Origin of the sequence: Acinetobacter sp. ANC 5600 (assembly GCF_002018395.1) — a bacterium.
GTDB lineage: Bacteria > Pseudomonadota > Gammaproteobacteria > Pseudomonadales > Moraxellaceae > Acinetobacter > Acinetobacter amyesii.
Genome location: NZ_MVKW01000005.1, coordinates 167895 through 181836 on the forward strand (window position 1 = coordinate 167895; position 13942 = coordinate 181836).

At 39.8% G+C, this 13942-nt stretch carries 14 protein-coding genes; 10 read left to right on the top strand and 4 right to left on the bottom strand.

Annotated elements, in window-relative coordinates; genetic code table 11:
- The first annotated feature begins 47 nt into the window (after positions 1-47).
- The 5 genes from B1201_RS12690 to B1201_RS12710 all read left to right on the top strand — a co-directional run bounded on the left by B1201_RS12690 (position 48) and on the right by B1201_RS12710 (position 5254).
- Positions 48-1802, top strand: a complete 1755-nt coding sequence (locus tag B1201_RS12690) for a bifunctional alpha/beta hydrolase/class I SAM-dependent methyltransferase (RefSeq protein ID WP_078193854.1) — start codon at positions 48-50, stop codon at positions 1800-1802.
- An 18-nt stretch (positions 1803-1820) separates the two neighbouring features.
- Positions 1821-3173: a phosphatase PAP2 family protein gene (locus tag B1201_RS12695; protein WP_078193855.1), complete on the top strand. Its 1353-nt coding sequence runs from the start codon at positions 1821-1823 to the stop codon at positions 3171-3173.
- On the top strand, positions 3170-3598 hold the full coding sequence (locus B1201_RS12700; RefSeq protein WP_078193856.1) for a hypothetical protein: 429 nt from the start codon (positions 3170-3172) through the stop codon (positions 3596-3598). Before B1201_RS12695 ends, B1201_RS12700 begins: the two co-directional genes overlap by 4 nt.
- Positions 3599-3659: 61 nt before the next feature.
- Complete coding sequence (locus tag B1201_RS12705) at positions 3660-4310, top strand: lysophospholipid acyltransferase family protein (RefSeq protein WP_078193857.1); 651 nt, start codon at positions 3660-3662, stop codon at positions 4308-4310.
- Positions 4310-5254 (top strand): phosphatidate cytidylyltransferase, encoded by a 945-nt coding sequence (locus tag B1201_RS12710; RefSeq protein ID WP_078193858.1) that lies wholly within the window; start codon positions 4310-4312, stop codon positions 5252-5254. Before B1201_RS12705 ends, B1201_RS12710 begins: the two co-directional genes overlap by 1 nt.
- Before the next feature lie 461 nt (positions 5255-5715).
- Here B1201_RS12710 and B1201_RS12715 read toward each other — a convergent pair whose 3' ends face one another.
- Complete coding sequence (locus B1201_RS12715; RefSeq protein WP_078193859.1) at positions 5716-6921, bottom strand: alkane 1-monooxygenase; 1206 nt, start codon at positions 6919-6921, stop codon at positions 5716-5718.
- 181 nt (positions 6922-7102) lie between these two features.
- Between B1201_RS12715 and B1201_RS12720 the strand changes: the two genes are divergently transcribed.
- A complete protein-coding gene (locus tag B1201_RS12720) occupies positions 7103-8053 on the top strand; it encodes an AraC family transcriptional regulator (RefSeq protein WP_078193860.1) in 951 nt (316 codons plus the stop codon).
- 4 nt (positions 8054-8057) lie between these two features.
- Here B1201_RS12720 and lpxB read toward each other — a convergent pair whose 3' ends face one another.
- Both lpxB and B1201_RS17315 read right to left on the bottom strand, forming a co-directional pair.
- Positions 8058-9230 carry a lipid-A-disaccharide synthase gene (gene lpxB / locus B1201_RS12725; RefSeq protein ID WP_078193861.1) on the bottom strand — a complete coding sequence of 391 codons (1173 nt, stop codon included), beginning with the start codon at positions 9228-9230 and terminating at the stop codon, positions 8058-8060.
- Between the two features lie 139 nt (positions 9231-9369).
- Positions 9370-9597, bottom strand: coding sequence for a helix-turn-helix domain-containing protein (locus B1201_RS17315; protein ID WP_078193862.1), 228 nt, complete (start codon positions 9595-9597; stop codon positions 9370-9372).
- A gap of 387 nt (positions 9598-9984) precedes the next feature.
- On the opposite strand from B1201_RS17315, the gene B1201_RS12735 reads away from it, so the two are divergent.
- The 3 genes from B1201_RS12735 to B1201_RS12745 all read left to right on the top strand — a co-directional run bounded on the left by B1201_RS12735 (position 9985) and on the right by B1201_RS12745 (position 12682).
- Complete coding sequence (locus B1201_RS12735; protein WP_078193863.1) at positions 9985-10881, top strand: sulfite exporter TauE/SafE family protein; 897 nt, start codon at positions 9985-9987, stop codon at positions 10879-10881.
- A 127-nt stretch (positions 10882-11008) separates the two neighbouring features.
- Positions 11009-12100 carry a 3-deoxy-7-phosphoheptulonate synthase gene (locus tag B1201_RS12740; protein WP_143221612.1) on the top strand — a complete coding sequence of 364 codons (1092 nt, stop codon included), beginning with the start codon at positions 11009-11011 and terminating at the stop codon, positions 12098-12100.
- A gap of 57 nt (positions 12101-12157) precedes the next feature.
- Positions 12158-12682 (top strand): protein tyrosine phosphatase family protein, encoded by a 525-nt coding sequence (locus B1201_RS12745; protein WP_078191020.1) that lies wholly within the window; start codon positions 12158-12160, stop codon positions 12680-12682.
- Here the strand turns inward: B1201_RS12745 and ispF are convergent.
- Positions 12670-13158 (bottom strand): 2-C-methyl-D-erythritol 2,4-cyclodiphosphate synthase, encoded by a 489-nt coding sequence (gene ispF, locus B1201_RS12750; protein ID WP_078193864.1) that lies wholly within the window; start codon positions 13156-13158, stop codon positions 12670-12672. The genes B1201_RS12745 and ispF overlap by 13 nt on opposite strands.
- A 100-nt stretch (positions 13159-13258) precedes the next feature.
- Between ispF and B1201_RS12755 the strand changes: the two genes are divergently transcribed.
- Positions 13259-13909, top strand: a complete 651-nt coding sequence (locus tag B1201_RS12755; RefSeq protein ID WP_078193865.1) for a hypothetical protein — start codon at positions 13259-13261, stop codon at positions 13907-13909.
- Positions 13910-13942: the final 33 nt, after the last annotated feature.

The following is a 13942-nucleotide window of genomic DNA, read 5'->3' on the forward strand; positions in this document are numbered from 1 at the left end:
ATTTCAGTTTAGATCGTCAGTCGATTCATTATTTTGAGAACAACACAATGTATAACAATACTCAGCATACCTTTACGAGCCATGATGGAACATCCTTGTTTTATCAACATTGGGAAAATAGCAGTTTAAAAAGCAACCGTAAGAAAAAAGCGGTGATCTTATTTCATCGTGGCCATGAACATTCGGGACGAATGGCGCATTTGGTCAATGAATTGAATTTGCCTGATTTTGATTTTTTCGCTTGGGATGCGCGAGGCCATGGCAATACTCCTGGTGAACGAGGAGATGCACCGAGCTTTTCTGCATGCGTTCAAGACATTCAATATTTTGTTCAGCATATAGAACAAAATTACCAAATTCGATCAGAAAATATAGCAATTGTAGCTCAAAGCGTTGGCGCTGTTTTAGCCGCGACATGGGTGCATGATTATGCCCCTAGAATCCGTGCTTTATGCCTTGCGTCGCCTGCATTTGACATCAAACTCTATGTGCCTTTTGCAAAACCTGGCTTAACACTTCTCAATAAATTCGCTGGCAACTTTTTTATTAATAGTTATGTCAAAGCCAAAATGTTGACACACGATACTGCACGTGCGCAAAGTTATGATACTGACCCAAAAATCGCTCGGGCCATTTCAGTCCGGATGCTGCTGGGGCTATACGCAGCTTCAGATCGAATCGTTAAAGATGCACAAAATATTTTTGTTCCTACTCAAGTCTTATGTTCAGGATCTGACTTCGTGGTGCATCAAAAACCGCAATTGGCGTTTTATCAAAAACTCCCACATCCAATGAAGGAATTTCACGTCTTAGACGGTTTTTATCATGATACTTTGGGTGAAAAACATCGAAAAATCGCCACAGATAAAATCCATCGCTTTATTCAACAATGTTTTAAACAACCCTATTCCGCACCTAAACTTTTAGATGCAGATAAAATTGGCCCAAGCTGTGCCGTTGCAGAAACATTAAGTTCAACGCTTCCAAAACACTCTTTAAAACATGCATTTTGGAGCTTAACCAAACAAAATCTTAAAATTGGTAGTCTCTTTTCTAAAGGTTTAAAAATTGGTGAAGAGACAGGATATGACTCTGGCAGCACCTTAGATTTTGTCTATCGTGATCAATCAGAAAACCAAAATGCACTGGGTAAAATCATCGATCGACAATATTTAAATGCGATTGGTTGGCGTGGTATTCGCGTTAGAAAACAAAATATTGAAGCGCTATTAACGAAATATGCTTCTAAGTTAAATGATGCCCAACACGCGGTACGGATTATGGATATTGCTGCAGGCCATGGCCGATATATTTTAGATGCTGTACAAAAACTGCCTCAACAGCCTGAATCCATCCTGCTTAGAGACTATAGCTCGATCAATGTACAAGCGGGTCAAGCAATGATTGAGCAAAGAGGTTTAAGCCAGATTGCCAAATTTGTAGAAGCGGATGCATTTGATACCACTTCTTTAGCCAGTGTTGAACCTAAACCCACTCTAGCCGTGGTCTCAGGTTTATACGAATTATTTAGTGATAATGATTTACTTAGACAGTCCTTATCAGGCTTGAGTCAGGCCATTGAGAAAGATGGTTATCTCATCTACACAGGTCAAATTTGGCATCCGCAACAAGAGTTTATCGCCCGTGCCCTGACCTCACATCGCCAAGGAGATGCATGGGTCATGCGTTTGCGCTCACAAGCAGAAATGGATGCCTTGGTTGAGCAAGCCGGTTTCAAGAAAGTCGATCAAGTCATTGATGAGTTTGGTATTTTCACAGTTTCCGTTGCACAAAAAATTTAAGCTTGGATGGTCAATCTTATGCATAAACTGGATACGGATACAGGAACTTGGAAATACGGCCTACTGTGTTTGGCATTTCTGGCACCTTTTTTCTTCTTAAGTTATGGATTTGCCAACCAATACGCTGCGGGTTTAGCGTCTGTACCTGTTATCGTCTTTGAATGGGAAAAATATATTCCACTTTGGCCATGGAGTATTGTGCCTTATTGGTCGATTGATCTGTTCTATGGTTTGTCTTTATTACTTTGTTGGAATAAGTTTGAATTAAAACAACATGTATTGCGACTATTCTCAGCACAAATCATTTCAATCAGCTGCTTTTTACTTTTCCCATTACGCTTTAGCTTTGAACGCCCCGAACTCACAGGTTTTTTCGGGTTGTGGTTTGATGTCTTGATGGGTTTTGATAAACCGTTCAATCAAGCACCCTCTCTGCACATTGTACTACTGGTGATACTTTGGGATTTTTACCGTCGGCATAGCACAGGCAAGCTAAAATATCTGGTAGATGGTTGGTCCTTTTTGATCGGTCTCTCGGTTCTAACCACTTGGCAGCACCATTTTATAGATATCCCAACGGGTTTATTGGTCGGTGCCTTATGTTTATGGCTATTCCCAATGTCTGGCTCTGCGCCATGGGCTAAAAATATACAGAGTCGTCTAAGCTTAAAGCACATTAAAATCGGCATCCTTTATCTGTTTGCTGCCTTATTGTGTAGCGCAATCGCACATGCAAAAGGTTGGTGGCTTTGGCTGCTCTATCCTGCAAGCAGTCTGCTTTTAGTTTCGTTTGCATATTTATTCAATCGACCGCATTTTTTTCAAAAACTCAGTCATGGTGATATGACCATTGCTGCAAAAATGCTATTCGCGCCCTACTTTGTATTTGCTTGGATCAATAGCCGAATCTGGACCTATCGCCATCCTGAAGATTCTAAAATCATCAAAATCAATCAGAGTTATATTTATTTAGGTCGCTATCCGTCCAAACAGGTCATGCAACAATATGATGCTTTACTCGATTGTTGCGCAGAATTGCCCACTTATCCAAAGTGCTCTTATGCCCAAAACTTGAGTTTAGACCTAATTCCTTTACAGGCCAATCAGCTACATAATGCTGTAGAGTCTTTAGAACTATTCTTGAAATCTAATAACAATGATGAAGCACAAAACATCTTGGTCTTCTGTGCTTTGGGATATTCACGAAGTAGTGCTGTAGTTGCCGCATTATTATTGAAACAACATCCTGAATATTCAGTCGAAGATGTTTTACGAATTATTCGCCATAACCGTCCTTGGGTTGTGCTTAAAACACCGCAAATAAAACATTTAAATACTTATCGTTTAAAACTTAAAGGACTTGCACCATGAATTTACAACTTGTGGTGCTATCAAAGTTGTTACAATCCACCACTGGATTGCTCATTTCAGCTTATGTAGCAGCGATCCTCACGCTCTCGCTCATCATCCAGTTTGGCAATGTGATGCTATTCGATTTGCTATATATATTAATTTGTCTAGTTTTGCTCGGAATACAACATTATTTAAGCCTGAGAATCAAATTTGATTCGGCACTTTTAGCCACTGTCGCTGAATACAGCCAAACTCAAAACCTTGAACAAACCACCAAGGAGCTGGACTTAAGTTTAATCAACTTAAAATTAATGCCTGCAAATAAATGTGGTCGCGCATGGGAGCTGCGTGAATTAGGTTGTCTGGCTTTATTTAAATGGCAGATCTTTGTGCTTTGCTTGCAATACATCGCATTCATCTGCATATTTTTACTGTATAAATAATTCACAATAATTTAAAGCCATGCCAAATCCAATAGACACTTCAGGGAATGCTCACTCACCAATGAAAGGTAATTTTTTAAGCCGTTCAATTGCTCGCTATATTGCCTTTCTCACTCGTCGTGGTGCGCGGCTGCTCACGGGCGCGCGGAGTCTCTGGGTCGGGTGCAAACCGGTTATGAAACAGCGTATTTATTATGCAAATCATAATAGCCATATCGATTTTATTTTGCTTTGGTCATCACTGCCGACAGATCTCAGACGAAAGACGCGTCCTGTAGCTGCTTCGGATTATTGGTTAAAAGATGGCTTTCGACGTTTTCTCATTCAAGACACGTTTACTGGCGTCACTATTCAGCGAAATCGAGAGCAAAATCAAGATCCCTTAGAACCGATCAAAACCGTTTTAGCGCAAGGTGACTCAATTATTTTCTTTCCTGAGGGTACTCGAAATTTAAATGATGACGTTGAATTATTAGAGTTTAAAAGCGGCTTATTTCATCTCAAAAATCAATTTCCTGATGTTGAAATCGTGCCTGTGTGGATCTCTAATTTAAAACGTGTCATGCCTAAAGGCGCGCTTATACCATTGCCATTATTATCTACCGTTATTTTTGGCAAACCTTTAGAAGCCCATAATGAACAGAGTAAAACTGAGTTTTTAAACTACGCTCAGGAAGAATTACTCAAATTAAAAGCATGGGAGTATCAATAATGGAATTCACCAATGCGCAAATGACCTATGTATTGTTCGGTATCTTTGCAGTTATTTTGATTATTGCCTCAACCATTGGCTCAATACTAAAATTTAAAGCGGGTTATGCACCAGCACCGGTCATCGACAATTTAAATGCGCGGATCAATGCATGGTGGGTCATGTTGTTGGTACTTGGTGTAGCAATTTCATTAGGCAAAATTGCCTTTGTGATCCTGTTTGCGTTGATTTCACTCTTTGCTTTACGTGAATTTATCAGTTTACTCCCAACCCGTCGCGGTGATTATCTTCCGTTGCTGATCGCTTTTTATTTTGTCATCCCTTACCAGTATTACTTGGTGTATATCGACTGGTACGGGCTATATTCTATTTTTATTCCGCTGTATGTATTTCTTCTTATCCCTATCGCTACACTCAAAGCCGAAGATACCACGCGATTTTTGGAACGTAGCTCAAAAATTCAATGGGGTCTGATGATCAGCGTATTCTGTATTTCGCATGTGCCTGCGCTATTAAATCTTAAACTTCCCGGATTTGAAGGTGAAAAAATTTGGCTAGCGATCTGGCTGATCATGGTGGTACAAGCCTCCGATGTCTTACAATATGTCTGTGGCAAGCTATTTGGAAAACATAAAGTCGCACCGATACTTTCACCATCTAAGACCGTTGAGGGTTTAATCGGAGGCATTGCTTTAGCCACTGCACTAGGTATTGCTATGTCATGGCTTACACCCTTTAGCTATCTACAGGCTGCATGTATTGGTTTTATTGTTTGTATATTCGGTTTCTTTGGTGGTCTTGTCATGTCAGCCATTAAACGCGATCGTGGTGTAAAAGATTGGGGACAACTCATCCAAGGCCATGGTGGCATGCTCGACCGAATTGATTCCATCTGCTTTTCTGCACCGATTTTTTTCCATATTTTGCGCTATTGGTGGTCTTAAAAAGTGACTAAGTTTCAAATAGAAAATTTGGGATTTTAATTGATGTTACGTATGTAGAATTAATTTCACATTTTAAAAATGATTTTTAAGTTTATGCGACGGTGTCTTACATCTAAAGATTGAATAAAGGTATTAGCCTTCGGCTGGAGATACTCTTACGAAACGTTGTTTCTCATTCGGCAAAATGAGAAGCGAAGCTTCGCAAGGAAACCATCTTGCGGTGCAATGCACCTCACCGACAAAACGCGTTTACTAGCGTCAAATTATTCAAAGTATCGCAGAAACATTTTTGATTACAATAAGTCTTGTCTCAAACAATTGCGGATGACGTTACCGTGTATCGTTCTTTTATTTGAATCAACGTGCGCTTCTGATGTTACTGCGTAGCATCGGTTAATAATACACACAATAAAAAAATCCCAAGCAAACAAGCTTGGGATTCTTCTCATCAGGTATTCGACTTAAACAACTGAAATTGCAAACTTTTTAAAAATACTTGCACGACGTTTAGGATGAATATTGGCTTTAGTTAAATCACCTTGATAGTGATCATAGACCCGTTTATCCATCATCTTAAACCAAATAGAGGGGACTAAAGCAGGAATTAGCATAGTGGCATAGCCGCTAGGCAACTCTGGCGCTTCGTCAAAATGTCTTAAAGCCTGAAATGGACGAGTCGGATATGCATGATGGTCTGAATGTCGCTGTAATTGATACAAAAATAGATTGGTCACAATATTATTGTTATTCCAACTATGTTCAGGCATGGTTCGCACATAACTTCCATCCGGTTTTTGCTCACGCTTCAGGCCATAATGTTCAATATAATTAATAATTTCAAAAAGGCTGATTCCATAAAAGGCCTGTGTAACTAAATACGGTGTCACGCCTTTACCAAACATTTTCAGCATCGAGGCATGAAAACCTGCACTCATCGTCCAACCATGAAACAGTTCATTCTCCTTCGAAAAGAAACTTAAACCTTTACGTTTTAAGCGTTGTTTTTCAATCTGCACCGCCGATTTAATTCCACCAAATACAGTGCGTGGCCAAAACTCATAAAAAGTTTCGCCCATTTTTGAAGATGCAGGATCTTCAGGAGTTGCCGCACGTTTATGGTGCCCATAAGGATGTTCAATGCGGAAATGGCTATAACCCAAAGGCGCGAGAGTCGCATGTGCCCAATAATGGTCTTTTTTATGTGGTCGATGGCAGAGTTCATGTGCTGTATTTACACCGACGCCATTAATTGCACCCATCGAAATCCCAAGTAGAACTTGATCTAGTATTGAAACATCTTTACGGGTAACCACATAGCCAGCAAAAGCATTCGCTGCCATTTGCAGTGGAATAAATAATTTGACGATACGATCATAATAAGGATCATTCACTAAAACTTTAATGTCATCATCTGTCGGGTTATTGGCATCATCACCGATCAGTGCATCCAGTGCAGGAATAATGACATGCAGTAGAAGCGGCCCTCCCATGGCAAATAGTTTTTTTGTCGGTTTGGGACCAAAATGATAACCCGCCAAGATCCCCATACCAATGACTGGTAAACCTGGACTCAATAGCCAACCATAACGTTTTTTATCTAAAACACTACCGATTTTGCTTTCTAACTGAGCGAGCTGCTGTTCATTTAATTTTACTGGTGCATTCATGCGCTAGACTTCCCTAATTACTTCTTCTGTGTTTATATTCGTAAAATATGGGCAGCCAGAACAGTTTTAAGCGTCCAAAAAAACTATGTGATCGTCTTTGGCATTTAAGGATAAATGTTGACCTTTAAGCACATAGTGACCATCTATAAATACAAAATTAATATGAGTAAATATTTGAAATATGGATGCTTTAAGTAAAATTTTTGATGATATTCATCTCCACCGATCTGAATATATTTATTTGAGATCAAAGCATCCTTGGGCTTTTCATTTTCAAGATCACAATGCCATGGTTGCGTATGTGGTGATTCAAGGTCAGTGTGTTGTGCATATAGATCAAGAGCAGGTTTTGCTTGAGACTGGCGATCTTTGCCTTATTCCTTCCGGGCAAAACCACTACTGCAAATCTATACAGCCTGATGTCTTGGTCGAATCAATAAACATCACGCCACTATTTCAAGAGCAGCGAAATAAAACCATTGAATTAAATTCTGCCGAATCTCATGAAGCAGAGGAATTGTTTGTACTCGCGATCCGTGGGCATGTCGACAGCATTATGGCAAAGCCCTTAGTGAATGCACTCCCCACGCTGTTACATACACCACATATCATGAGCAGTACCGCACCTGAATGGTTGCAAATTGGCTTACATTTTCTGGCAATTGAAGCGCATCAGATCCGTCCAGGCCGCGACAAAATTTTGGATCATTTGGTGAGTATTTTATTTATCGAATGTGTGCGTGATTATATTGCAGCCTTGTCAGATTCAAGCAGTTGGTTGCATGCCTTGAGTCATCCTGAATTATCCAACGCTTTGGCCGCGATTCATGAACAACCACAGCATGCTTGGACCGTCGAAAGTTTGGCAGAACAATGTTGTATGTCGCGTTCTAAATTTGCCAGTTTATTCACCCAAATGCTCGGTGAATCTCCACTCGCCTATTTGCAGCAACATCGTTTGCGACTGGCGACACAGCACTTACAAATGGGGCAACTGACTATTCAGCAAATTGCCCATCGTATCGGTTACTCATCTGAAACGGCATTTAGCCAAACTTTTAAAAAGTTTTATGATCTCACACCGAGCCAGTATCGACAGCAGCATCAACTCGCAAAAACTGAGTCACCTTAAAGGTTTAATCTAAAAGCTTTAAAATCGCTTCCACAGGGTTTTCACTGTTGCCTGAAAGCAGTTGTTTATGCATGGTGATGTGCTGCATCACTTGAATTTGCGATTTTTCAACATCCATCAAGCTTTCAATTTCTGCTGCTAATTTTTCAGGCGTTGCATCATGTTGGATGAGTTCCTGAATCACCTTTTTGCCCGCAATAATATTTGGCAATGAATAATACGGAATTTTGATCAGCAATTTCACCACATGATAGGTCAACCAATTTAACTTATAAAAGGTCACCATTGGACGGTGTAAAAGCATCGCTTCTAAAGTCGCTGTACCCGAAGCCAATGCGACAATATTCGATGCGTTCATCACCTGACGGCCAATTTTAGATTCGGTATCGGTGTTTTCCATCAAGCGAACTTTGGCTTGTAATGCTTCAGGGTACTGCTTGAGCAACAATTCGATTTGCTGTTTACGTGCATCATTAATTGCAGGAATCAGGAACACATAGTCTGGATGCTGCTCCGTCAAAATCTGTGCGGCGGACAGTACCAAAGGCCCCAAACGCTCAATTTCACCGCGACGGCTGCCCGGAAGTAATGCAATGTGTTTTTGATGCTCATCTAAGCCTAACTCGTGTTTAGCCGCAACGAGTGGATTATCTAAAGGCAACTGACTTGCCAATGGGTGTCCGACAAATGCAGCCGGAACTTGCCATTTTTGAAAAAATGCTTTTTCGAAAGGAAATAAACAAAGGACTAAATCGATACTCGCCTTGATGCCATGCACACGGCCTTGTCGCCATGCCCACACTGAAGGGCTGACATATTGCACTGTTTTAATTGGTAGCTGTTTTTGCTTCATGCTCTTAGATAAACGCAAATTAAAATCCGGTGCATCTATCCCTACAAAAACATCGACAGGGTTTTCAGTCCATTTTTCAACAAGACCATCACGTACAGCAAAGAGTTTTTTAATATCTTTTAAGACTTCAACGATCCCCATCACCGATAAAATATCCATCGGATAATAGCTGTTAAAGCCTTCTGCAATCATTTGCGGACCACCGATGCCTTCAAATTCCGCATCGATCCCTTGCTCTCGAAAACTACGGATAAGCTTGGCGCCTAATGTATCCCCGGATACTTCCCCAACCACGATGCCAATTTTAAGTTTCCGATTTTGCAAAAGTCTGTCCTTTTAACTCAATTTTCTTTAGCTATAGATTCTATACGAGTCCTTCACAAAGTTAATAGATTTCCTGAAAAAAGCTGCACAGCTTTAATTCACCATTTTAGAAATATTCCTCACTGTGCTTAGCTACTAACTAAAAATTTTTATACCAATGGTTCTGATTTCTACCGTATTTACTCTTAAACAATTTACGAAATAGTACTGCGGTTTTAAAACCCGTGCTTTCCGCAAGTTTATCAACTGAATAATCTGTCAATTCGAGCAATTCAGCCCCACATCGCAGTCTTTCATTATTTGACCATGTGACAATAGGTAGTTCTGACGCATGTTTAAAATGTCTAGTTAGTGTCCTTCTACTCATATTCGAATAATGGCGAAACCTTATCTTTTTAAGGAGTATAGATTTTGCAGGAATGGACTTTAAGTTCACAGTCGCATATATCGATAAATAACTAATTAAAGACTAGGAAAATAAACCTACGGTGCGTTTTTTGGTATTAGATATGCATTTCAGATAGTCATCACCTTATATTCTAAATACATGATTTCACTGCAGCATAATCTCCATTTGAACTATTAACTACTTGAGAAAACCATAATCAATAACTTAGTTTAGATAAAATTCATTTATTCCAAAATTAAAAACATTCTTTATCTATTTTTTTCACAAGCAAATCACTAATCGAGACAACGACTTATATCAATTAGTCATAAGATATGCACGTTTTTTGATATTTGGCATTCAGCGATGGTCGGTCCTTTAGAGTTCATTCTGGCAGGTGTAATTGTAGGTTTCTGCGTAGGTATTACCGGTGTTGGCGGTGGTTCATTGATGACCCCGATCCTGATTAGCCTATATAAAATTGAACCCCACATTGCGATCGGTACAGACCTACTGTATGCCGCAATTTCAAAATTTTGTGGTTCTTTAGTCCATGCCCGTAAAATGAATATCGTTTGGACCATTGTCATTTGGCTTGCAGTCGGCAGTATCCCTGCGTCATTTGCGACCCATTGGGTACTTGAAAACTATTTAAGCCAATCGACACATTACAAAACCGTGTTAACCATGTTTTTGGGTTTTATGCTGACGATTACAGGGATCTCAATTATTTTCCGTGGTCATATCGAAAAATTCTTTAATAAATTTCGAAAAACTGATCAGTTGGATGATATGAGTGCGGATCTTGAACGTATCAATTTCCAAGCTAAAAATAAGCGTGCATATATCATCATCATGGGCATTATTTTAGGCGTATTCGTTACCCTATCGTCTGTTGGTGCAGGTGCTTTCGGTATTATGGCATTGGTACTCATGTTCCCTAATTTACCAATGATTCGAATTATTGGTTCAGACGTCGTACATGCCGTGCTTCTTACACTGGTTGCTGGCTTGGGTCATATGAGCTCAGGTAATGTCGATTTTCATTTATTGGGTTGGTTATTGGTGGGTTCTATTCCCGCGATTGTGGTCGGAACTTTGATCAGCTCACGTTTACCTGAAAAAGTCATTCGTAAAGTCTTAGGCATTACCTTGTTTGTTTTAGGCATGAATTTCATCATTAATCCAGTAAAATCAAAACCTGTCGAAAAACCAACAACTGCAATGTTGATCGCACCGACGGTGAATAGTCAGCAGGTTTAAATTAACTGCCCGATTCATCACTTTTTTTTCAGAGACTTATTGATCTTTTTTATAACATTTGAATGCTATATTCATGTTATATTCGGCTCACGAAACAACCTTTTGTATAATCAAACCAGTGACGGCAATGAATACTTTACAGTCAAATTCTATTACCCAAAACGACATTGATGACGTGAATGTAAAAAGCATTCAGCCTCTTGTTACTCCTGCAGAACTAAAAAAAGAGCTACCTCTGACTGAAACTGCCTATCAAACAGTCCTTAAGGGCCGTGAAACTGTACGTAATATTTTAGATGGAAATGACAAACGTCTTTTTGTTGTCATTGGTCCATGTTCAATTCACGACACAGTCGCTGCACATGATTATGCTGACCGTTTAAAAGTTTTAAGTGACAAAATCCAAGATACGATTTATGTCGTGATGCGTGTGTATTTTGAAAAACCACGTACCACTGTGGGTTGGAAAGGTCTGATTAATGACCCTGACATGAACGACTCATTCAACATCGAAAAAGGCTTACGTATTGGTCGTAAACTTTTACTTGAATTGAATGAAAAAGGTTTGCCTTGTGCAACTGAAGCGCTCGATCCAAACTCACCACAGTACTACCAAGATCTTATCTCTTGGTCAGCGATTGGTGCGCGTACCACTGAAAGCCAAACACATCGTGAAATGTCTTCTGGCCTTTCTTCACCTGTGGGCTTTAAAAATGGTACAGATGGCGGTTTAACCGTTGCGACCAATGCCATGCAATCTGTTAAACATGGTCATAGCTTCTTGGGCTTAAGCGACCAAGGTCAAGTTTCTGTTATTCGTACCAGTGGTAACCCATATGCACACGTTGTACTTCGTGGCGGTAACGGTAAACCAAACTACGACGCAGGTTCAGTTGCAGATGCCGAAGCGGCATTAGCCAAAGCAAAAGTTAGTGGCAAAATCATGATTGATACCAGTCATGCAAACTCAAACAAAGACCCGTACCTACAACCCCTTGTTCTGAAAAATATTACTGAACAAATCCTTGACGGAAACAAGTCAATCGTGGGTATTATGGTAGAAAGTCACTTAAAAGGTGGTCGTCAGGATATTCCTGCCAACCTATGTGACCTCGAATATGGTAAATCAGTGACTGATGGCTGTATCGATTGGGATACGACTGAAAAAGTCTTGTTAGAGATGCATGAAGCACTTAAAGACGTGTTACCGACACGCTAAGTGAATGAAAAACGCCATCTTCAAGATGGCGTTTTACTTTGAAGGATTATTTGTCAGATGAATGAAATCGAAAATGCGTTAAGTCACATTGAAAACTTCCAATATATACATGAACACTTATTAACGTCCGGTCAACCATCTCCTTCTGAGCTTCAAACGATCAAAGAATATGGTGTTTCAACGGTTATTAATTTAGCACTGACTGATGCATCCAATCATATCGAGCATGAAGACCGCATTTGCCTAGATCTAGGCCTGAACTACATCCAAGTTCCAATCTCTTGGGATACCCCTTCAGATGATCAATGCCTTTTAGTACTCGATATGATTGACCATTTGGTTCAAGGTCAAACGGTTTGGCTGCACTGTGCAAAAAACTTCCGTGTCAGCAGTTTGATGTATTTATATCGTCAATACTATATGGATGTTGATATGCCAAAGGCTCAAGATTTGATGCATCAAATTTGGGAACCCAATGAAACATGGACAGGTTTAATCCATGCGGTTGCCTTACAACTTCAAGGCCGTAAGGCAACTCAAGATTTACAACATGCACTGATCCATCCAGATCATTTTGCGTGAGAAATCAGTACAGTTGCTGTAGAAAGAATACCTTCTTGGCGACCGGTAAACCCTAATTTTTCGGTGGTGGTCGCTTTGATGCTAATTTGTGTGACTTCAACATCCATAACATTTGCGATACTTTGACGCATTTCTAAATTATGTTTTGCTAGTTTAGGGCGCTCACAAGCCACGGTAATATCAGCATTATTAAGTACATATCCACGATCTAAAATCATTTGGTAGACGTGTTTTAAAAGTACTCGACTATCGGCACCTTTAAATTTTGGATCTGTATCTGGAAAATGCTGACCAATATCTCCAAGTGCCAAAGCACCTAACAATGCATCACAAAGCGCATGCAATACCACATCACCATCTGAATGTGCTTTGAGTCCATGTGTATGTGGAATTTGAACACCAGCAAGCGTTACAAAGTCACCTTCTTCAAATGCATGTACGTCCATGCCCTGACCGATACGAATTTGAGCTATCATGCTTGAGTTCCTTGAGAAAATAATGATTGAAATCTTGTATTCACGCTTTCTATTTCGCTATAGTGTGGGCAAGCGCAACATAGTGAAAGTATAAGCGATCATGCTGTTGAAAACTGAAATAAATATCATCAAAAAATTCGGACTGGTTCTGCTAATAGGTTCTGGCCTAGCGACGTTTACGCATGCAGAAAAGATAGACTGTGATCATGCCAATACTCAGGCAAAAAAAAATTACTGTTCTAACGGTTTTGAAGAACAACGTGAAAAGCTAGATGGGCTTTTTTTAACAGCGCAGTTGATTACCGATGCCCCAATACGCTTACTGATAGATACGCAAAAATTATGGTATAGCCGAGTTCAGCAATGCAAAAACTTGGAGTGTTTTAAACAACAATTTGAGCTTCGCCATGAAGATTTGAATATTTATACCTCAATGAACCAAAGTTTAACGCAGCATTATCTGAAATTTGAAAATGGTCATTTTGCGACATCACCTGTACATTTAAAGGTACATCAACTAGGCAAAGACAGCATCAAAATAGAAGGCATTGCCTATCGTAATCCGAACAATCGAGTTGAAACACAAACCATTCCATTTTTAGCTTACACAACACCCGAACAAAAAAATCAAATCACCGATAATGAACACGACTGCAAATATCAGTTCAATTACAGTAAAGCCTTACTCTCAGTAAAAACCGAACAAAAAGGCTGTGAACGTTTTGCAGGGATTTATCGCTTATATGATTAAGATCAAATTCGAATGACTTAGAAAAATACAAAA

Excerpts from the sequence above, each read along its gene's own strand:
- B1201_RS12690 (WP_078193854.1), top strand. The coding sequence starts at position 48 with ATGTATAACAATACTCAGCATACCTTTACGAGCCATGATGGAACATCC.
- B1201_RS12695 (WP_078193855.1), top strand. The coding sequence starts at position 1,821 with ATGCATAAACTGGATACGGATACAGGAACTTGGAAATACGGCCTACTG.
- B1201_RS12700 (WP_078193856.1), top strand. The coding sequence starts at position 3,170 with ATGAATTTACAACTTGTGGTGCTATCAAAGTTGTTACAATCCACCACT.
- B1201_RS12705 (WP_078193857.1), top strand. The coding sequence starts at position 3,660 with ATGAAAGGTAATTTTTTAAGCCGTTCAATTGCTCGCTATATTGCCTTT.
- B1201_RS12710 (WP_078193858.1), top strand. The coding sequence starts at position 4,310 with ATGGAATTCACCAATGCGCAAATGACCTATGTATTGTTCGGTATCTTT.
- B1201_RS12715 (WP_078193859.1), bottom strand. The coding sequence starts at position 6,921 with ATGAATGCACCAGTAAAATTAAATGAACAGCAGCTCGCTCAGTTAGAA.
- B1201_RS12720 (WP_078193860.1), top strand. The coding sequence starts at position 7,103 with ATGGATGCTTTAAGTAAAATTTTTGATGATATTCATCTCCACCGATCT.
- B1201_RS17315 (WP_078193862.1), bottom strand. The coding sequence starts at position 9,597 with ATGAGTAGAAGGACACTAACTAGACATTTTAAACATGCGTCAGAACTA.
- B1201_RS12735 (WP_078193863.1), top strand. The coding sequence starts at position 9,985 with ATGGTCGGTCCTTTAGAGTTCATTCTGGCAGGTGTAATTGTAGGTTTC.
- B1201_RS12740 (WP_143221612.1), top strand. The coding sequence starts at position 11,009 with ATGAATACTTTACAGTCAAATTCTATTACCCAAAACGACATTGATGAC.
- B1201_RS12745 (WP_078191020.1), top strand. The coding sequence starts at position 12,158 with ATGAATGAAATCGAAAATGCGTTAAGTCACATTGAAAACTTCCAATAT.
- ispF (WP_078193864.1), bottom strand. The coding sequence starts at position 13,158 with ATGATAGCTCAAATTCGTATCGGTCAGGGCATGGACGTACATGCATTT.
- B1201_RS12755 (WP_078193865.1), top strand. The coding sequence starts at position 13,259 with ATGCTGTTGAAAACTGAAATAAATATCATCAAAAAATTCGGACTGGTT.